At 39.2% G+C, this 18,909-nt stretch carries 20 protein-coding genes and 1 tRNA gene; 6 read left to right on the top strand and 15 right to left on the bottom strand.

Features of this window, described 5'->3' with window-relative positions; genetic code table 11:
• Nucleotide 1 precedes the first annotated feature (1 nt).
• Both PLEUR7319_RS0117865 and PLEUR7319_RS0117860 read right to left on the bottom strand, forming a co-directional pair.
• Nucleotides 2-220: a DUF3285 domain-containing protein gene (locus PLEUR7319_RS0117865; RefSeq protein ID WP_019506594.1), complete on the bottom strand. Its 219-nt coding sequence runs from the start codon at nucleotides 218-220 to the stop codon at nucleotides 2-4.
• A gap of 61 nt (nucleotides 221-281) precedes the next feature.
• Complete coding sequence (locus PLEUR7319_RS0117860; protein ID WP_019506593.1) at nucleotides 282-995, bottom strand: diacylglycerol/polyprenol kinase family protein; 714 nt, start codon at nucleotides 993-995, stop codon at nucleotides 282-284.
• Between the two features lie 64 nt (nucleotides 996-1,059).
• Here PLEUR7319_RS0117860 and yidD point away from each other — a divergent pair, with 64 nt between their 5' ends.
• A complete protein-coding gene (yidD, locus tag PLEUR7319_RS0117855) occupies nucleotides 1,060-1,293 on the top strand; it encodes a membrane protein insertion efficiency factor YidD (protein ID WP_019506592.1) in 234 nt (77 codons plus the stop codon).
• Nucleotides 1,294-1,551: 258 nt separating this feature from the next.
• On the opposite strand, the gene PLEUR7319_RS0117850 is transcribed toward yidD, so the two are convergent.
• The 5 genes from PLEUR7319_RS0117850 to PLEUR7319_RS35865 all read right to left on the bottom strand — a co-directional run bounded on the left by PLEUR7319_RS0117850 (nucleotide 1,552) and on the right by PLEUR7319_RS35865 (nucleotide 4,339).
• Nucleotides 1,552-1,836 (bottom strand): DUF427 domain-containing protein, encoded by a 285-nt coding sequence (locus tag PLEUR7319_RS0117850; RefSeq protein ID WP_019506591.1) that lies wholly within the window; start codon nucleotides 1,834-1,836, stop codon nucleotides 1,552-1,554.
• 46 nt (nucleotides 1,837-1,882) lie between these two features.
• On the bottom strand, nucleotides 1,883-2,746 hold the full coding sequence (locus PLEUR7319_RS0117845; protein ID WP_019506590.1) for a M48 family metallopeptidase: 864 nt from the start codon (nucleotides 2,744-2,746) through the stop codon (nucleotides 1,883-1,885).
• A 160-nt stretch (nucleotides 2,747-2,906) separates the two neighbouring features.
• On the bottom strand, nucleotides 2,907-3,545 hold the full coding sequence (locus tag PLEUR7319_RS0117840) for an ImmA/IrrE family metallo-endopeptidase (protein ID WP_019506589.1): 639 nt from the start codon (nucleotides 3,543-3,545) through the stop codon (nucleotides 2,907-2,909).
• A 13-nt stretch (nucleotides 3,546-3,558) separates the two neighbouring features.
• On the bottom strand, nucleotides 3,559-3,900 hold the full coding sequence (locus tag PLEUR7319_RS0117835; protein ID WP_019506588.1) for a RodZ family helix-turn-helix domain-containing protein: 342 nt from the start codon (nucleotides 3,898-3,900) through the stop codon (nucleotides 3,559-3,561).
• Between the two features lie 172 nt (nucleotides 3,901-4,072).
• Nucleotides 4,073-4,339, bottom strand: a complete 267-nt coding sequence (locus PLEUR7319_RS35865) for a hypothetical protein (RefSeq protein WP_019506587.1) — start codon at nucleotides 4,337-4,339, stop codon at nucleotides 4,073-4,075.
• A gap of 1,625 nt (nucleotides 4,340-5,964) precedes the next feature.
• Here PLEUR7319_RS35865 and PLEUR7319_RS0117825 point away from each other — a divergent pair.
• Complete coding sequence (locus PLEUR7319_RS0117825) at nucleotides 5,965-6,204, top strand: hypothetical protein (protein ID WP_019506585.1); 240 nt, start codon at nucleotides 5,965-5,967, stop codon at nucleotides 6,202-6,204.
• Between the two features lie 120 nt (nucleotides 6,205-6,324).
• Here PLEUR7319_RS0117825 and PLEUR7319_RS0117820 read toward each other — a convergent pair.
• Nucleotides 6,325-6,398 (bottom strand) — tRNA-Pro (locus PLEUR7319_RS0117820).
• A 272-nt stretch (nucleotides 6,399-6,670) separates the two neighbouring features.
• On the opposite strand from PLEUR7319_RS0117820, the gene PLEUR7319_RS42760 reads away from it, so the two are divergent.
• The 3 genes from PLEUR7319_RS42760 (at nucleotide 6,671) to PLEUR7319_RS0117810 (ending at nucleotide 9,039) form a co-directional block, all read left to right on the top strand.
• Nucleotides 6,671-6,811: a hypothetical protein gene (locus PLEUR7319_RS42760; protein ID WP_237743592.1), complete on the top strand. Its 141-nt coding sequence runs from the start codon at nucleotides 6,671-6,673 to the stop codon at nucleotides 6,809-6,811.
• Between the two features lie 97 nt (nucleotides 6,812-6,908).
• Nucleotides 6,909-8,363, top strand: coding sequence for a glutamate--tRNA ligase (gene gltX / locus PLEUR7319_RS0117815; RefSeq protein WP_019506584.1), 1,455 nt, complete (start codon nucleotides 6,909-6,911; stop codon nucleotides 8,361-8,363).
• Nucleotides 8,364-8,520: 157 nt separating this feature from the next.
• Nucleotides 8,521-9,039 carry a DUF29 family protein gene (locus PLEUR7319_RS0117810; protein ID WP_026102603.1) on the top strand — a complete coding sequence of 173 codons (519 nt, stop codon included), beginning with the start codon at nucleotides 8,521-8,523 and terminating at the stop codon, nucleotides 9,037-9,039.
• A gap of 159 nt (nucleotides 9,040-9,198) precedes the next feature.
• On the opposite strand, the gene PLEUR7319_RS0117805 is transcribed toward PLEUR7319_RS0117810, so the two are convergent.
• On the bottom strand, nucleotides 9,199-10,101 hold the full coding sequence (locus PLEUR7319_RS0117805; protein ID WP_019506582.1) for a LysR family transcriptional regulator: 903 nt from the start codon (nucleotides 10,099-10,101) through the stop codon (nucleotides 9,199-9,201).
• Nucleotides 10,102-10,217: 116 nt separating this feature from the next.
• Between PLEUR7319_RS0117805 and PLEUR7319_RS0117800 the strand changes: the two genes are divergently transcribed.
• Nucleotides 10,218-10,922 carry a pirin family protein gene (locus tag PLEUR7319_RS0117800; RefSeq protein WP_019506581.1) on the top strand — a complete coding sequence of 235 codons (705 nt, stop codon included), beginning with the start codon at nucleotides 10,218-10,220 and terminating at the stop codon, nucleotides 10,920-10,922.
• A gap of 79 nt (nucleotides 10,923-11,001) precedes the next feature.
• Here PLEUR7319_RS0117800 and PLEUR7319_RS0117795 read toward each other — a convergent pair whose 3' ends face one another.
• The 6 genes from PLEUR7319_RS0117795 to PLEUR7319_RS0117770 all read right to left on the bottom strand — a co-directional run bounded on the left by PLEUR7319_RS0117795 (nucleotide 11,002) and on the right by PLEUR7319_RS0117770 (nucleotide 18,625).
• The gene (locus PLEUR7319_RS0117795; RefSeq protein ID WP_019506580.1) at nucleotides 11,002-11,895 is read right to left on the bottom strand and encodes a tetratricopeptide repeat protein; all 894 of its coding nucleotides are present in this window, start codon (nucleotides 11,893-11,895) and stop codon (nucleotides 11,002-11,004) included.
• Between the two features lie 532 nt (nucleotides 11,896-12,427).
• Complete coding sequence (gene opcA / locus PLEUR7319_RS0117790; protein ID WP_019506579.1) at nucleotides 12,428-13,780, bottom strand: glucose-6-phosphate dehydrogenase assembly protein OpcA; 1,353 nt, start codon at nucleotides 13,778-13,780, stop codon at nucleotides 12,428-12,430.
• Nucleotides 13,781-13,834: 54 nt separating this feature from the next.
• Nucleotides 13,835-15,364, bottom strand: a complete 1,530-nt coding sequence (gene zwf / locus PLEUR7319_RS0117785; RefSeq protein WP_019506578.1) for a glucose-6-phosphate dehydrogenase — start codon at nucleotides 15,362-15,364, stop codon at nucleotides 13,835-13,837.
• 351 nt (nucleotides 15,365-15,715) lie between these two features.
• Nucleotides 15,716-16,861, bottom strand: coding sequence for a transaldolase (gene tal / locus PLEUR7319_RS0117780; protein WP_019506577.1), 1,146 nt, complete (start codon nucleotides 16,859-16,861; stop codon nucleotides 15,716-15,718).
• Nucleotides 16,862-16,906: 45 nt separating this feature from the next.
• Nucleotides 16,907-17,968: a class 1 fructose-bisphosphatase gene (fbp, locus tag PLEUR7319_RS0117775; RefSeq protein ID WP_019506576.1), complete on the bottom strand. Its 1,062-nt coding sequence runs from the start codon at nucleotides 17,966-17,968 to the stop codon at nucleotides 16,907-16,909.
• Between the two features lie 444 nt (nucleotides 17,969-18,412).
• Nucleotides 18,413-18,625 carry a hypothetical protein gene (locus tag PLEUR7319_RS0117770; RefSeq protein WP_019506575.1) on the bottom strand — a complete coding sequence of 71 codons (213 nt, stop codon included), beginning with the start codon at nucleotides 18,623-18,625 and terminating at the stop codon, nucleotides 18,413-18,415.
• Nucleotides 18,626-18,909: the final 284 nt, after the last annotated feature.

Below are 18,909 nucleotides of genomic sequence, written 5' to 3'. Positions count from 1 at the left end.
TCTAGGGTTTAGTCAAATAAGCTAGACCGACTAATAGTCCGACTAGACCAACAGTAGTTAAGAAAAAATGCCAGAGAGATTGCCGCCCTTTACGAACCATGTTTCGCATCGCCAACTTCACATAGCTATCTTGAGGTTTAGTATTTGCTGAATTGCTTTCTAAATTGCTATCAATAGAGATAGCGGGTTTTTGAATCTGTTCGGGAGAAGGATTTGACATAGCTTAATTTAAGCAGTTATTCTAAATTTAATGTGATTGAGCAACATTAATTGTGTAGTGTTTAACTAAATAATAGTGCCTGAACGCTAAAAAAGCATAATGTAGCACTGCCCAAGGGGACAGTCAAATTATCTATTCCTAGTTTAGAAAAAGCTTCTAATAGGGTTGCAACTAATGCAACCACTAAAGAAATTGACCATGTCTCCCAACTATTGCCCTCAACTAGCCATAAAATTAATCCAGTAACCAAAAAGCTAGCGATCGCCATTGCTAGAGAACCTTCCCAACTTTTGGTGATTTGCCCAACTTGATAGGTATGTTTGCCAAAACGCTGACCAATAATTGCCGCCATTCCATCGCCCCAAGCCATGGTTAAGATACCAATTGCGGTATATTGAGGACTATCTTGCCAAAAACAAGCGGTTAGAATACCAATACTAATGGCATAAAAAAGTGTGCCTAAGCTTTTTCGCCCCACACTTTCGATACTGGGTAAAATGGGAATGATATAAGATGTTAGGGCGATCGCTGCGGCAATAATTGCTGCACTAACGATGACTTCAGTGGAAATATCTAGCCACCAGGCGAGTAAAATTACATTCCCACTACCAATGTGGACTATTTTACGGGTTAATTCTGGATCATCAGGAATCAGACGGCTGAGAGTTTCCGCTAAAATTACTAGCATCGCTAAGTAGATAAAAACAGCCCCCAATGGATAAATAAAATTGGCGATGGCATTTTCTACCGGAGATGATAATTCTAAATGACCCATATAATATTGGCGATTATTGTATTTTTATTGTCTATTGATTTAACCGCTTCTAGAGCAAAAACGAATGAAAACTTTATTACTATGGCTAATTAAAAGTTATCGTCGCTTCATTTCGCCGCTATTTCCTCCCAGTTGCCGCTTTCAACCTACTTGCTCTCAATATGCCCTAGAAGCAATCGACACTTATGGTACTTTGAAAGGGAGTTGGTTATCAGTAAGGCGTATTTTACGCTGTCATCCTTTTCATCCAGGAGGCTATGATCCTGTGCCATCATCGGACAAAGCTCAGGATCAATAATTAGTTAGTGAATTTTGTCGTACTGGGTTTAAAGCCTCGACCTTCCAGGACGACTTCGCTTTAGCCGTTAGCTTCTTGGCGCATTCGCTCGCGGCACGGAAACCAACAACAAAGGCGCATAGTTCGCCGCATGTGCGCGATGCGCCGCTTTTAGCCTTAATTAAAAACCTGCGTAGTCACTTGAAACCGATTAACTCGCGCAATACCCGAAGGTAGCTAAGAGCTATGAATCAGCGATCTCTTTAGGGCGGTGAGCCGTCAAGCTTCTACAGTTACACCTCGCCAAAAAGCCACATAACCTTTGATATTGTTGGCTTTTTCTTTCGTTTCAGGATAGTACCAGGCAGCATCTTTATTCTCCTTGCCATCGACAACGATTGTGTAGTAGCTAGCTTGTCCTTTCCAGGGACAAGTTGTGTGAGTGGAACTGGGGCGAAAATATTCCTGATTAATCGAATCTGGGGGAAAATATTGGTTGTTTTCGACAACTTCGGTGCGATCGCTTTCGGCTAAGACTTGTCCATTCCAAATTGCTTTTGGCATTTTGTATCAATTGAATTTTATAAACAGGATCTAGATCTATCTTAAATTACCAATTACTCCAGCCTAATTTTTTACCTTGTGTCATCTGTTTTTGGTCAACTATTGACTGATACTGAGCAGAACTTGCCCAGCGATCTATTTCTCTAGCTCTGATCACGGGTACAGGATGAGTTAATTGTGCAGTTTGAGCCGTCTTGAGCATTTCTCCTAAACTATCTGCACCAACAGAATCATATGCTTTTGCTTGCTCAATAAAAGCATCTAAATTGAGTTGCGGTGCCAAAGTAGGAGAACCTCCTGCTAACTTCATTAATACCGACATAACTACTTTAGGATCTTGAATGGCTAATAGGGCAGCGCGATCGCAACTAAATTCGGCACAGCGCACCCATTGCAACATTCTCTCCTGTAAAGATTGAGCTAAAATTGTCCCCCAACTTGGGAGTAAATTAGCCGCTAACACCAAGACATTCGCCATGGTTAAATAAACTCCGTGTTCACATTTGAGATGCCCCAATTCATGAGCAATGACCGCTTGGATTTCTTGAGGAGTAAGCATCTCGATCAAAGATGTATGCAGTACCACAAACGGTTGTTTACCTCTCATGGCAAAAGTATAAGCATTGGGTGTGGGATTTTGCTGTACATATAGCTGAGGAGGCTCTAGATCGAGAATTTCGCAGGCTTCAATTAATAGTTGATGCAGATTGGGTAACTGTTTCTCGCTAACTAAAACACTAGAGGCAATGTTATTGAGATAAAAAAACTGTTCTGCTACCGAACCCAAGACACTACGAATAGCAATATCTAACCCTGGTAACTGCTTCAGAGTATTAGTAGCTTCTAAGTCTAGAGGATGGCGAAAGCGATCGGCAGTTAACCCAATTAAAGCTTTGTTTGATAAATTCATGAGAAAAGGTTGTTTTAGTGTTTTTATCAGTCAGTTGTTAATTATTTAGTTACGGTCTGCTTTATCTAATTGTAGAGGTGAAAATGGTCAGCTTATATTCTTATCGACCTTAAATGAAAAACGTATTAGATTATTTTTCATTCACATGAATAATATTTGGCTAGATTATGGGAGTAGTTTTAGTCAATTTAATTTTACGAGTATTAGAACCTAGAACAATCCAACCTAAATCCTGTAAACGAGTTGTCAGGTTAGAAATAGTTACCCCTAAATTTTGCGCAATGTGGTAGAGATGAGACCATTGAGTTAAGTCTTTGCCTTGTATTAATTCAGTTAATATATGCTGAGGCATCAGCAAGCATCCCGCAAAATATTGTGCTTGCCATTCAATTCCCGCTAAATTATCTTCATGATGACAGAGAAAAGGTTTTACCTGAACATCAACACCTTTTTGTTTCAGTCTAATATAACGTTCTACTTGCACTCTATCAATATGCAATATCCAATGCCCGATCTCATGGGCAATCGTCGATTCGCCGAAACCTCCTCGTAGCTGGGGAATATTTTCGTTAATTTCAACTAGTTTTTCTAAGGGTAAAATTCTCGCTGCAATTGTACCTCCTGCATCATCTGGAATCGTATCCCATACTAAATCCAGTTCCAAAAATTCCGCAATTAAACTGACATCTAAAGGTAATTGAAGCTCAAAACGAGCTTTTGCCATCTCTAACCAAACATTTAAAGCACAAGCCTCGATTTCAATTTTGGGAATAAATCGAAACGGACGAAAAACACTCACAAATTTGAAGTTCCTATTGGTCTGTCATGGAAGCTTCGCGGAATACTCTTTGGGCAAATTCAGGATTTTCCCGCATCCGACGAAATAAAACCGGCATATCCTTATAGTGTTGCTTAAGTAAATCTTCTTCCTGTTGAGGAATTCTTCCTGCCAAAAAAATTAGCTCTTCTTCGTCTAAGTTTAAATGTTGTGCCAAACCGCGAATTACCCCCTCTTTGGGTGCATAATCAGCTCGATTATTTTCTAGTTTGGATAGATAGGTAAAATCCATTTTTAACAGCTTGGCTAATTCTCGCTGAGAGTATTTTCGTTCTTTTCTAGCTTGACGAATTAATTTACCAAAATCGTTCGACACTTTAATTGTTCCTCATGGGTTTGAGAACTGCTATGTATCAATCATAGTTCAGCTTGAATAAACAATCAACAAATCAGCACTTTTCGATAGTCATGAGCAGCTTTTAGTTTTTGCTTTTCTTCCAATATTGTTATCTTGTTAACGACAAGTTTTATTCAATACCTTCGCCAAATCAATAAGAAGTTTCAGCGGTTTGTCTAGGGTGTACAGAGCCTAGATTAGAAACTTTGACCAAGATCTGTGCCCAAGAAATTGGGTCGGGTTTTGGCGGAAGTAATTTCCAGACTTCCTCGACGTACTTGTAACCCCTAAGGCAAGCCTTCAAATCAAGAAGGCTGAAATCTGAGTTATCCTGGCGACAGTCTCCCACCGTTCCTTTGGGTTTTTTCCTCTGTCTACCAATTCGTCTACCAGTAATGTCGCGATCGCTTTGAGCCATGAGGGGTTAAGGGACGAAAATCCGTCTACCAATCTTCTACCAATTTTAGCTTGAAAACCCTTGAAAAATACCAAAAATAGGTTACTTATTGAGAATCAGAGGTGATTTAAAAATATCTCTATAAATGACAAAACCCCCTCAGAGAGAAGGTTTTATTTGCATCGGAGCGGCGGGATTTGAACCCACGACCCCCACTACGCCAAGGTGCTTATCTAGGTTTTTATAGACTTGAGGAGTTAATGCCGACAGGATGTGATTATTTTGAGGTTCTTGCAATATGGAGGAAACTTAGTTTTCCTACTGAAACTATTTATTATCTCTGTTTATGAAACTTAAAGAAAATTTGGGGGTGTTGAGAAGGATTAGTTTCTTTTTACAAGTAAAGCTTACAAAATTGCTTTTAATTTTGAATAATAGATACGCCGTGTGCAACTTCTCACGAAAGAATAATACTTTCAAGGTATTTTATAAAAATCTGTAGTTCTAAAACCCAGTAAAATCAATAATTTTAAAAGAGTCGCACACAGCGTAATAGATATATTTTAGTAGTTATTTTGAACCATGGAAACCAACTTTATTCTTGAGTATTCTGTGAAAATCTCTGTAACACAGTGATAAATCCTTATAATATTTAGGATTATAAAATTTATCAATAGTTTCATCATACCACTCAACAGAATATTGGTTTTGCCCATACTTCCTGAGACAGAGAGAGAGATGTTTGTTATGAGGAATTTGAGTATGAAATAAGCTTTCTACTTGATAAGTCATCGTTCAACTACATCTATATGAATAAAGGTAAGTAGATTGAAGCAAACAAACTTGAAATTTGTCTTGAGATAAAGAGCAGTTTTCTATTTTCTGTTTCTCCTTACCCATTCCCTAACTAAAACATTTTCTAATTTACCCATCTACTTAGCTGTCTTCAGTTTGACATTTGTTTATCGCTCTGTCTGAGCGCAAGCGGAACTAACAGTAGTTTTAGATGAAGCTAGTGACGATTTTCTGAGGATCTGCACATCAAACACATTGACCTAAATAAGTCGCCATAAACTGTTTAGCCCCTGCTCCTTGTCTTCGATGAAGGAAAAGTCAAACCTGTTCTCTTTATTGAGGGCAGGGATTTTTTTACTTATTTACTTGAATAAAAAATCAATACTATGACGGCTACTAACATTTCAGTACAAGACTTTGTACAGCGAGAAGTAATATATTGCGTCTCGTCTCTTATTCACACACTTACCAAAGAAAACAAACTTGTGGAAGAACAAGCACTTGAACTATGGACTGGTAATAACATCTGTCAAGCGTACTTTAGAGCAATCTACATTGTAGTGTTCGTATATCTCTGACTGACATACCTTGATGTTAAAAACCTTGCCCTTTAACTCAAAGTCATTTGTCAGTATGTTGTACCTCAAGTCATCTTTGAGTTTCATTTCTACAAATACTTCAATCGCAATTCCTTCCAGTCTAGTTGTATTTCTACTACTATTTCTACTACGGTCTATTTGTTCCCACTCAGATAAGACACGCTCTTGTTTTTTATTAGTGCTAGTTGTTGGAGTGGGTGTAAGACCGATGCTAGCGTGTGCAACTGGGAATGGGTAAACGCATTAGAGAATATGTCCCACGCTCACAGTAATGGACTTAGACCAAAGTTAAATACCCAAGGTGAAAAGAATGGGTTCTCAAAGTTGACGGAGGCTCAGGTTATAGAGATCAAGCAGTTACTAGCTGAAGGTAACTTAAAACAGAAAACTATTGGTTCTCAGTTTAATGTTTCGAGAGAAACCATCAGCAGTATCAAAAGTGGTAGAAGGTGGCAGAAAGTGATAATCTTGCCGAACAAGACTGTAGCTTAATGTTTTCAATTAGATGAAGGTTTAGTAAGTTATTAAAGGTGGGGATTAATTGGGGATATTATTAAAACAATCCAATTAATTCCTTTTCAAGAAATCCCCGAAACCCTTACTGTATATGTATCGGAGCGGCGGGATTTGAACCCACGACCCCCACTACCCCAAAGTGGTACGCTACCAAGCTGCGCTACGCCCCGTTTTCACAATTAATTATCATAACACTGTTTGGTGTGAATATTGCAAAAACTTCCATGACTCAATGAAATAAAGGGTTGTAGATGTTTTTTTATAGATGGAAATAGGTTTGAATCTCAGTATAGATACTACTAATTTGGATAGTTGTTAGATGTAGTCTTTCGGAATTCCTATGTATATTTGGTGTGAATTTGGTGTGAATTTAATTCACTACTGAAAACCATGTATACCAATAACGAAGGGGGAAAAGCCAAAATTGGAATAATTAAAATATTTGTTAGCCGATACGAGACAATCAATCTGCGTTTTATATACCCCAAAGGTAAAAGACACGATAAAAGTAGGAATTGATGTCGCGACCGTCCGCAATGATGTCAAAGCAGCCAAAGTGCAAATGTATTCTCAAGCATCTTAAGCAAAAAATAGACAACTTCAAGTAAATACAGATTTATTTCCCCGAGGGGAATATTATCTTAATAGATAACAAATAATTTTCAAATAAGAGGTATTTTGTGAGTGTTAGAGTAAGGATTGCTCCTTCACCGACAGGAAATTTACACATTGGTACAGCACGGACAGCTGTATTCAATTGGCTATTTGCCCATCGCCATCAAGGTACGTTTGTCTTGAGAGTTGAAGATACAGATGCAGCGCGATCGCGTCCTGAATATACAGAGAATATTAAATCAGGGTTAGCTTGGCTGGGTCTTAATTGGGACGAAGGACCATTTTTTCAAACCCAACGTTTAGATAAATACCAACAAGCCGTACAAACTTTACTCGATAAGGGTTTAGCCTATCCTTGCTACTGTACTCCCGAAGAATTAGAAGAGATGCGGGAAACTCAAAAAGCGAAAGGACAAGCTCCTGGTTATGATAATCGTCACCGCGATTTAACTTCAGCAGAACAAGAGGCTTTTGCTGCTCAAGGACGTAAGCCAGTAATTCGCTTTAAAATTGATGGCGATCGCACTATTGTCTGGAAAGATTTAATTAGAGACACAGTCACTTGGAAAGGAAGTGATTTGGGTGGAGACATGGTTATTGCTCGCACTGCAGAAACAGAAGATCAGCCTTATGGACAGGCTTTATATAATCTGGCGGTAGTGGTAGATGATATCGATATGCAAATTTCCCACATTATTCGTGGAGAAGATCATATTGCCAACACTGCCAAACAAATCTTGCTCTATGAAGCATTAGGCGCAGAAGTCCCTTCTTTTGCTCATAGCCCCCTCATTCTCAACCAAGAAGGACGCAAATTATCCAAACGGGACGGCGTAACCTCCATTGATGATTTTCGTAAGATGGGTTTTTTACCCGAAGCTTTAGTTAACTACATGACTTTACTCGGTTGGACTTTTCCCGATGCGACAAAAGAAATTTTCACTCTTGAGGAAGCAGCTAAGGAGTTTGATCTAGAACGGGTTAACAAAGCGGGAGCAAAATTTGACTGGGACAAATTGGATTGGATTAACAGTCAATATCTCCATCAAATGCCTGCTGACAAATTAACTGGTTTATTAATTCCCTATTGGCAGGAAGCTGGCTATGCCGTAGACAAAATGGATCGGGCTTGGTTAGAAAGCTTAACTGCTTTAACTGCACCTACTTTAAATCGTTTAACAGATGTGATCAAAGAAACTAGTGTGTTCTTTGTCGATGCTGTTGAACACAGTGAGGAAGCGATGGATCTACTCCAACAAGAAGGAGTAGCCGCTGTAATTACAGAAATAGCTGAAGGGGTTAAAAATGCCGACAGCATAACAGAAGAAGATGCCAAAGCTTTAATTAAACAAGTAACTAAAAGCCAAAAAGTTAAAAAAGGCTTAGTCATGCGATCGCTTAGGGCTAGTTTAACCGGAGAATTACATGGTCCCGATTTGACTCAAACTTGGTTATTACTTAATCAGCTAGGAGAGGATAAAAAACGACTGCTTGAGACTCTGGAAAAAATTGCCGATTAGGTTCTAATATTGTAGGGGCAAACAACCGTTTGTCCTTACGATTTATCAAAAAGCTCTAAGCTCTAAGATTAAGGGGTTTAATACCCTATTTGATTGGGCTTATAGCTTAAAGCTTATGGCTTATAGCTGGGGCGTATCCCCTTTATTCTTAAATACTATGCTTCAAGAATTAATCGATCTTAGACAAAGTATAGTCGAAGGTCGCTATCAAGATGCACTAAATATTGTTGATGAACTCGAAGGAATGGGTAAACAAGCAATTTTACGTAATATTGAATCCTTCCTAGTTCGTTTATTAATTCATTTGATTAAAAATCAAGTAGAAAAACGCCTAACAAATTCTTGGGCGGTGTCCATCATTGATTCCATTAGGCAAATTAAAAAACTGAATTTAAAAGATAATAAAAGATCTTACTACATAAAACAAGATGACTGGTCTGAATATTTAGAAGAAGCTTTTGAAGTAGCAATTTTGGAAGCAAGTATAGAAGTTATTGGTGGTACTTATACGCCGATTCAATTGGCAGAAGTCGTCAATAAAGAGCAAGTTACAGAAATAGCATTATCTTTAATAGATATGACTTATCAATATTCTGCCAAAGATTTATTATCTACTGTCAGAGAATATTTTGTTGATTTGCCTGGTGGTAAAGAATGGTTAGAAAGAAGAATATAGAAATTCTTACCAAAATAATAAATACATTTTATAGCGGTTCTTAAATAAGTGAGGTACAAATATAAACTTAGTCAAAAACCTGAAAACCCCTATTCCCTATTCCCTGACTCCACCAAGGTGTATCTCATTAATACGAGAACCGCTATATATAACCTTAAACTAGCTGAAACTGATTTCATCGCCAAATCTTTGCTGGAAAAACTGAGTGAATAGTCTGATCTTAGTGTTCAGATGCCGATTTAGAGGATAAACAAGACAAAGATTAATCTCTGGAGGCTGATAGTCGGTCAGAATCACCACGAGCTTTTCTGTTTCCAGTTCTTGTTTGATAATAAAGATCGGTAATAGGGCAATACCTAAACCTTTGACAGCAGCATCTTTTAAAACTTCACCATTGTTAGAACAAAGCACTCCATTGACAGTTATCTGATATTCTTGTTCATTACCCAAGAGTAGCCATCGGTTTCCTGTCACTATATGTCCGTAATGTAAACAGGAATGCTCACTAAGATCCGTAGGATGTTGAGGAACACCGTATTTTTCCAGATAGCTATGAGCAGCACAAAGAACTCTTGGTGTAGGTGCGATCGCCTGAGAAACTAAACTCGGTGCTGTTTCTGGTTGACCAATCCTAATAGTCAGATCGTATCCTTCCGCCAGAGGATCGATAAAGCGATCATCTAGGGTTAGCTGAACCTGTAATTCCGGGTATTGAGCCATAAAATCGGCGATCGCCTTGCCTAAATATAATGTTCCGAACGACATCGGGGCATTGATCTTGAGTATTCCTTTGGGTTCAGTTTGTAACTGGGATACGGCAACCTCTGCTGCGGCAACTTCTGCCAAAATATTAACGCATCGCTCATAATAAACTAATCCTGTTGGCGTGGGATTAACTTGACGAGTGCTACGTTGCAATAGCTGTACGTTTAATTCATCTTCTAAATTAATCACCAACTTGTTAACTGTCGATCTTGATACTCCCATGGTTCTACCAGCGGCAGCAAATCCCCCTGACTTTACTACCTGAGTAAAGGCTCGCATACTAGCAAATTTATCCATAGATTGTAGAAAAAATAGATACAATACGTTTATTAAATATCATATTGTCTTTTTTAAAAAACTAATTCATAATAAATATAGAGCAACAAAACTTTAGATCAAGGAGGTAAAACCAAATGATTACAATTCGTCCCCGAGATGAAAGAGGCGTAGCCAACTTTGGTTGGCTGGACAGCAGACACACCTTTTCATTTGGTAGTTATTACGATCCTCAACACATGGGTTTTGCCAGTCTGCGCGTGATAAATGAAGATAAAGTTATACCTGCTAAAGGCTTTGGTACTCATGGACATCAAGATATGGAAATTATTTCCTATGTCCTATCGGGAGAATTAGAGCATCGGGATAGCATGGGGAATGGCTCAGTAATTCGCCCTGGGGATGTGCAAAGAATGTCCGCAGGAACAGGAGTTAGACATAGCGAATTTAACGCTTCAGCGACGGATCCAGTTCATTTCTTACAAATCTGGATTATGCCAGACCAAAAAGGACTCGAACCCAGTTACGAAGAGAAGCATTATCCTCCTGAGACAAAACAAGGACAGTTGAAATTAGTTGGCTCAAGAGATGGGAGAGAAAATTCGGTGATAATTCATCAAGATGCTGAACTGTATATTGTCTCTTTGTCCAAAGGCGATCGCGCAAGTCACCAGCTCAAAGACGATCGCGTTGCCTGGCTACAGATAGCTAAAGGATCGGTTTTACTCAACGACCAGCTACTTGAGGCTGGAGACGGAGCTGCAATCACTGATGAAACTCAAATTGTAATTACGGGAAGTAGCCAAGATAGCGAAATTTTGCTGTTTGATTTGGCAAATTGATTTCAAACTGTCCAAAAAGTAACCAAACGTTATGGCTAACAGCTATCAGCTATCAGCTGTTAGCTGTTAGCTCTAAAACTTAAGGACTGGGTGGCAGTTCTGGTTCCACTTCGGAGGGTGATTTCTGGGAAGTAGATACTATTTCTTGTATTTGAGGGTTACTTAAAAACTTACGGGTATCTTCAATTAAACGTTCTCCCCAGAGATTATCCTCCAGAAACTGAATGTCAGCATAGCGATTATCGATCGCCAAAGCCGCTTTGCCTAATTCAATACCTTTATTAACTTCTCCTTGGGTAAACAAAGCAACTGCTAAAGCTAATTGAGGTTCAGCTTGTTCTCCATCAACTTCAATTACAGATTGCCATTTTTCAATTGCCTCTTCATGATCGCCCTGTTCGTATTCAACTAACCCCACATTATTTAATGCTGGCCAAAATGTAGACTCTTGAGCAAAAGCTTTTTCGTAAGCTTCGATCGCTTGATCGGGTTCAGATAATTTTAGATAAGTATTACCCAGATCGAAGAGAGCTTCAGGAGAATTCTGTTCTATTTCTAGCCCTGCCTCAAGCTTATCTTTGGCAACATCATAATTACCCTTCTGAAAATAGGCATTGCCTAAGGTAAACAAAATACCTTCTTGTTCTGGTGCTAGAGTTTCAGCTTTTTCTAATACCTTAATCCCTTTATCTAAATTTTCCTGCTGAATATAAAGGCTACCTAAAATAAACCAAACTTCATAGTTAGAAGGAGCAAGCTGAGTTGCAAGTTCTGCTCGAGGTAATGCCAATTCATACTGCTGAAAGCGAATAAGCTGTACGGCATCTTGAAGCAGCTGCAGTCCTTGTGACTCTAGCTTTTCTGAGTCTAATTTAGGTATGTATGGAAGTACAGCTTGTCCCCTAACTGGCAAAGATATACTAGAAATGCCAGCACAAGCTATCAAAGAAATCAACCAGTTAAGTTTAGGCACAATACCGTCTCAATTTTTAAGTTTATTAATATCAATATTCACAAGTTACTTCATTGTCTTACTGAACGGCAAATTTGCTTTGCATTTTCAGCTTAATAGTTTCTTTAATTGAATCCGATCACGATTAGACCATAATTAACTCTTCATACTAATTGCATTTTAGATTTATTTAAAGTAATCAATTAATTTTAGGTGACAGACAAGAAATCTGATTAATTAAGCAATAAAAAAATCTAAAGCCCAATATGATACCATAAGGTTAGCGGCTAATAAACAAACAAAGAGTTCTTAAATACATATCTTAATATAGCTTCTGAATGAATTACTGAATTATTGACCAATGGTCAGAGCCGGCTCTGACTTTCAGAAATTTTAGCAATTATTACTCCTCAATGACCAAACAGCAGCCAAAATCCCAATATTGGCATACATAATCAATGAAATTGCCTATAAATTACTCAGAAAAAAGGTCTTGGCAAAGCCAAAACCTAAATTAAGACCTGAGAAGAAAATATGATATTCTTCACTGATGTTACTTCAACAATTGTAAGATCTGGGAAGTAATTGTCATACTCTCTTCAAATAACATTTCCCGACCCCACCGTTGTAGTTGTTGAGCCAGTAAATTCTCGGTTTTCTGATCGGATAAAGGTGTTACTTCTTCGATGTAACAGGATTGCGCTCCTCCGCCAGCTTCCATTTTCATACAACCTGAAGTGCTGGAACATAAAACGGTACAACAGTCGGCATCTAAATTAGTAGAATTCAAACGTAAACTGACTAAATCTCCAGGGATATCTCCCCAGTCAGCTGTGGGAATACCCGCTAATTCGGCGTGAATATCTCGTTGCTTGTCATCAGTAAATTTAACCCTGCGAATATCATAGTCTCCTCCTTCCCAGTGATATTCTAGAGGAGTCCACTTGAGACGACTTGCTAACCAGCCCAAGAACATTAAAGCTTGAGACTGATTACCCAATTCATAATCAATTGTGACTTGATCGACTTCATAAATTTCTGCTCTTCTTTCTGGAGGGTCAAATGCAGCAGCAGTTAATTCTTGCCAGGGAGCTAGTCTACGCCAATTAATATCAGCTAGGGCGGTATCTTGCTGAAGTAATTCAGCTAAGGATTTTAGATCGGCTTCGGGGTGAACAAAGCTACTAGAATCAAAAATAACTGTATCGCTGGAAGATACCAAGCGTTTAAATAAGGGATGCTCGGGGGTAGGAGTCGCTTTCCACCAGACAAACTTAGGCAGATCGGGGATCGCTAGGGCGGCGATAATACCACCAATTCTTTCTAAGGCTTCGGCAGTACCGCTAAGGGTAATGTACTCACAGCAGACTAGAGTGTTTTTAGTTTGTTTGTTAATTGGGCAATAGGCTGATACTTGAGCTTTAACCCCTGTATCTTCTCCTAAAATCGGACAGAGAGTAACAATCCGACAAGGATTAGCAGCTGCGATCGCATCTGCGGTAGCTCCTTCTGAATCTGGACTGTAATTAATCGCCGCTGTTTTATTTTCAGAAGTTAGTTTGTCTTCTGCCTTGGCTTTAACAAATTCTGTTTGCAATTGCTTGAGCAGTGTATTATCAGATTTACCCGTAGCTTCCATATTATAGGCTTTTTGAGCTGCCTTAATCGCCGCTTTGGTTCTGGGTCCAGCAATACCGTCAATAGGACCAGTATAAAACCCCAAGGAAGCTAATAGCTGTTGGGTACCATCTGGCTCATAAACAATTAAGCTAAAGGTGGCTGCTCTAGTGACAGCTGCACCATCTTCCTCTGAACCTTGAGACTGCCAAAGCGATCGCAATTCGGCTTCAATTTCGTCGATAGATACGTCTTTGGGTGCTTGTAAAGATACTATTGGAGAAACCATTTTTTAGTAATCAGTAATCAGTAATCAGTAATCAGTAATCAGTAATCATTTAATTTAAAGTCTGCGCCAACGCCGGCGATCGCGGTTAATCATAAATTCGGCTTCGGCTGGTTGCCAAGTTCCTGCTTCGTACTGGGGCATTAAGTCAGGATCGCTAGGAGTTTCCCAAGTATTAATTAAGGGCATCACAATGTTCCAGGCAGCTTCAACTTCATCAGCACGGGTAAATAAGGTTTGATCCCCTAACATACAGTCCAGTAATAAACGATGGTAAGCATCGGCAGTAGCCATCCCAAAGGAAGAACCATAGCTAAAGTCCATGTTTACAGTTCTAGTTCTTAAATCAGGACCGGGAGTTTTGGCTTCAAACTTCAAAGATATCCCCTCGTTGGGTTGGATTCTCATCGTAAGAACATTAGGACTAGTTTGTTGTGCCGCTGATTGGAAAATTAATAAGGGAACTTCCCGAAAATGGATGGAAATCTCGGTGACTTTTTTAGGCATCCGTTTACCGGTGCGAAGATAAAAGGGTACTCCTTTCCAACGCCAATTATCGATTTCTAGTTTCAGTGCCACAAAAGTCGGTGTAGTAGATTCGGGATTTACCCCCTCTTCTTGACGATAACCCTTAACAGGCTGACCTTTCATCCAGCCCTCAGAATATTGGGCTCTAACTGCCGACTGTTCTAGGTTATTAGCCTCGGAAATATGAGTAGCCTGGAGAACTTTAGTTTTTTCATTACGAATACTATCAGCGTCTAGGGAATTAGGAGGTTCCATCGCGGTAATCGCAAATAGCTGCATCAGGTGATTTTGCAACATATCTCGCAAGGCACCAGAAGTCTCGTAATATCCTGCTCGCTCTTCTACGCCAACAGTTTCAGCAACGGTAATCTGAACATGATCGACAAATTGCCGATTCCACAACGGTTCAAAGATAGCGTTACCAAAACGAAATACTAAAATGTTTTGGACAGTTTCTTTCCCCAGATAGTGATCGATACGATATACTTGCTCTTCTTTACAAACTCTTTGCACCGCACGATTAAGAGATTTGGCGGTGCTTAAGTCCTTGCCAAAAGGCTTTTCAATTACGATCCTACTTTTCAGCCGATCTTTAAGCATTCCTGCTGCACCAAGCTGTTTAAGGGCTGGTTTAAAAAATTTAGGAGATACTGCCAGATAAAAGACACGATTGCCTCTTGTTCCCCGTTGCTCGTCTAATTCTGCCAAAAAAGTTTTTAACTTGGCATAGCTTTCAGCTTCGTCCATGTTGCCTGAACAATAGAAGATGCCATTAGTAAAGTCTTGCCATAGCTCTTCGTTGCCCACCCCATTGCCAAATTCCTCAATTCCATCTTTGAGATGTTGGCGAAAATAATCGTGAGTCCAATCTCTTCTGGCAACTCCCACAATAGTCATTTCTGGAGGAAGGCGACGCTCTCTTTTGATTTGGTAGATGGCGGGGATCAGTTTTCTCTGGGTAAGATCTCCTGATGCTCCAAAAATCACGATAATTGCTGGATCGGCTGTACGCTCCTGCTGTAAACCTACTCGTAACGGATTTTCTAATAATGCAACCATATTTTAATTTATTGGCTTTTGTTTAAAAGTTTTGGGACATTGGTGATTAAAGATATGAAATTTCGAGAAATACTGCTCTTAGCTATTATCTATCTGCTTCGCGCTTTTTAGTCTTAAGTGGATATTCAGATTTCTGATTCATATCTAATATCATTTCAGTTTTTAGGTAAGACAGATTATTTGTAGGGGCGAACGGCGGTTTGCCCTTACGACAATATTATGTGTCTCAGATATTATCCAAATTGATATAATTCAACAATGTCGTTGCTTGTATTCGCAAAGAGAAAAGAGAAAGGTCAAAGGAAACAAGCCATAACTAACTTTTTCCTTATTTTTCCTTTCTCCTTCAAATTAAACTGTAGCTAATTGCTTAACTTTAGTTTCTAAAGATGACATTAAAGATTCAAAGGGCTTGATGAATTTATCAATGCCTTCCTCTAGTAATTCATCCATTACTGCATCAAGCTCAATACCAACGTCTGCATCTTTCAAACCATCGATAATTTGGTTGGCAGTATCTAAATCAGTTTCAATTCGGTTTGCGGGATCGCAATGATCGACGCAAGCATCAATTGTATTTGGTGGGAGAGTATTGACAGTATCTACTCCAACTAACTCATCAACATACATAACGTCGCTATATTCGGGATTTTTGGTGCTAGTACTTGCCCAGAGGAGTCGTTGTGGTTTTGCTCCTTTAGCGACTAAGGCATCCCATCTGTCACCACTAAAGATTTCTTTGTATTTTTGATAAGCAATTTTGGCATTAGCGATCGCAACTTTACCTTTGATGTTATTAAGTTTGGTCTTAGCTTCATCGCTAGCTGATTCTAATTTGCTATCGATGCGACCATCGATATTACTATCAATCCGGCTGAGGAAGAAACTGGCAACAGAAGCAATATTACTTATATCTTCTCCTGCTGCTGCTCGTTTTTCTAAACCTTTGATATAAGCCCAAGCGGTATCTACATAACTTTGGACGGAAAATAATAGAGTCACATTAACGCTGATCCCTTCAGAGATTGCTTGTTCTACTGCGGGTAATCCTTCTGGCGTCCCCGGAATCTTAATCATCAGGTTGGGACGATCAATAGTCTGGTAATAACGACGAGCTTCTTTGATAGTACTATCGGTATCTTTGGCTAAATTTGGCGGGACTTCGATACTTACGTAGCCATCTAAACCTTTGGTCTCCTCATATACGGGCATAAAGATATCGCAAGCGTTACGAATATCAGTAAATACTAAGTCTTCGTATATTTCTCCAACTGTTTTATTAGCTTTGATGCCATCCTCGATCGCTTGATCATAAGTTTTATTCCCAGCGATCGCCTTTTCAAAAATAGCAGGATTAGAGGTAATTCCTCTAATCCCTTTATCGGCAATGAGTTGTTTTAATTCTCCCGATTCAATGATGTCACGGCTGAGGTTATCCATCCAGATACTTTGACCGTACTGATTTTCAATCTCTAAAATGGGATTTGCTGTAGACATAATTAATAATTTTCCTCTAAATAACCTAACGTCTGAAATTAGCAATTAAACCAAAGCTTGCTGTTCTGATTCGCGACGAGCCCAATCTTGAATAAAAGATTCTACTAACTGGACATCTTCGGTACTACCGATTACTAAGGGTGTACGTTGATGCAATTTATCTGGAACAACACTTAATAGTCGCTCCATGCCAGTACTAGCTTGACCCCCAGCTTGTTCAGCCAAGAGCGCCAGAGGTGCAGATTCGTACAACAATCGTAATTTCCCTTCCGGTTTTTTAACTGTCCCGGGATAGAGGAATACACCTCCTTGAAGTAAGATACGATGAAAATCTCCTACTAGCGCACCACTATAGCGAGAAGTATAGCCTTCGTGACGATGAACATAGCGAATGTATTCCCGAATTGATTCATCCCACTGCCAATAGTTACCCTCGTTTACGCTGTAGACTGGTCCATGACTGGGAATAGTAATATTTTCTTCGGCTAAAATAAACTCTCCTAAACTGGGGTCGAGAATAAAGGAATGTACCCCTTTACCTAGAGTGTAAACTAGCACCGTGGAAGGACCATATAAGACATACCCTGCTCCTATCTGGCGATCGCCATCCTGTAATAGGTCTTGAGCTTCTCCGTCGAGATCATCTCCCTGCTGTTGTCGCAGCGAAAATATCGAGCCAACGTTAAGGTTGATATCTACATTAGACGAACCATCAATCGGATCGTACAAAAGCGTATAGCGTCCTATTGGGCAATTTTCAGGAATATAATAGGGTTTTTCCATCTCTTCAGATGCTAAACGGCATACTAAGCCACTTTGCTTAAAGACAGATATAAAGACATCGTTGGCATAGATGTCCATTTTCTTGACTGACTCCCCTTGGACATTGGTTTCTCCTGTAAACCCCAATACCCCAGCCATCAAGCCAGCCCGACTCAAACGCCGACTAACTAACTTGGCGGCTAAGGCGATGCGATTCATAATCGAGCTAACATCTTGAGCCTCAGTTGTGAAATTAGAAAACTGTTGTAATACGTGCCGAGACAGAGTTTGGCAATCTCTATCCAAACTCTGTTCTGGAATTACAGCTTTGTCAAAATTTTCCATGGAACTGACCTTCCTAAGCCTGCATCTCTTGTTTTCTCTAACCAGTGGTCAAAAATTATGGTTAAGAACAAGAGGTTAATAAATTGACCGCGAGATTTGCAAGTTATCAGCCAGAGGTTACACAAGACAGTTCATTGGCGAGAAACCGCGCTTAAAGGAACTGTTGAAATTTTTTGAGGGCTTCCTCCGCTTTCTCACCTTGAAGAATCGCGGTGTTGAAACAGAATCGAGTTGTCTCCAAGTAAGCCTTAGCTATATCTAATAGCTATGAACACTTGACATATTGCAGGCTACCACTTCAGATCTACTAGACTCTATTATTTATATTAGGAAGTTATTTTTAAGCTTGGTCAGAAGCTTAAGACTAGCTTCAGGTTGTCAATCTTGATGTTGTTATTGTTACCAATGTTATTTATCCCAATTGATGACACAATCTAAACGAATTTAGTCAATGTCTATTGATTGAGGTCGGTCACTACGGTTAGGTTGAGAAGAATTGTTATTAGTGCCTGAGTTATAACCTTGTTTTTCTAACCATTCGGATAAAGGCTCTTCGTTTAGTTTGAGTTGCAGAACACCAGAAACAAAGCCACTAGCGAAAGCGATTGGTTGTTGAACGAATTTTTGCAAGACGGGAGTTAGTTCAGTTAAAAACATAGATTTATAGGCTTTCTTAGCCTGAATCAATTTGATATCAAGGTTTTCTTAAAAAATTCTAACGTGTCTACTGTTAAAAAAGAGTAATTATACTCAAAGTCTAGTAAATAACCGGTTGGAATCGATAATCCTTACTGATAATAGTTGCGATTTCTAACACATAATATAGAAGTGTAAAGGTAATGTAGTTTAACTTATATAAAGGTTTTCATTGTCATTTGAATCAGCTTTAATGCAGGTATGGATCTTTTAGTGACAGTAGCTATTATTCAGTTTATAAAAGA

The sequence above is a fragment of the Pleurocapsa sp. PCC 7319 genome (assembly GCF_000332195.1).
Lineage (GTDB): Bacteria > Cyanobacteriota > Cyanobacteriia > Cyanobacteriales > Xenococcaceae > Waterburya.
The sequence above is the reverse complement of the archived record's forward strand: the minus strand, read 5'-3'. Positions and strand labels throughout refer to the sequence as shown.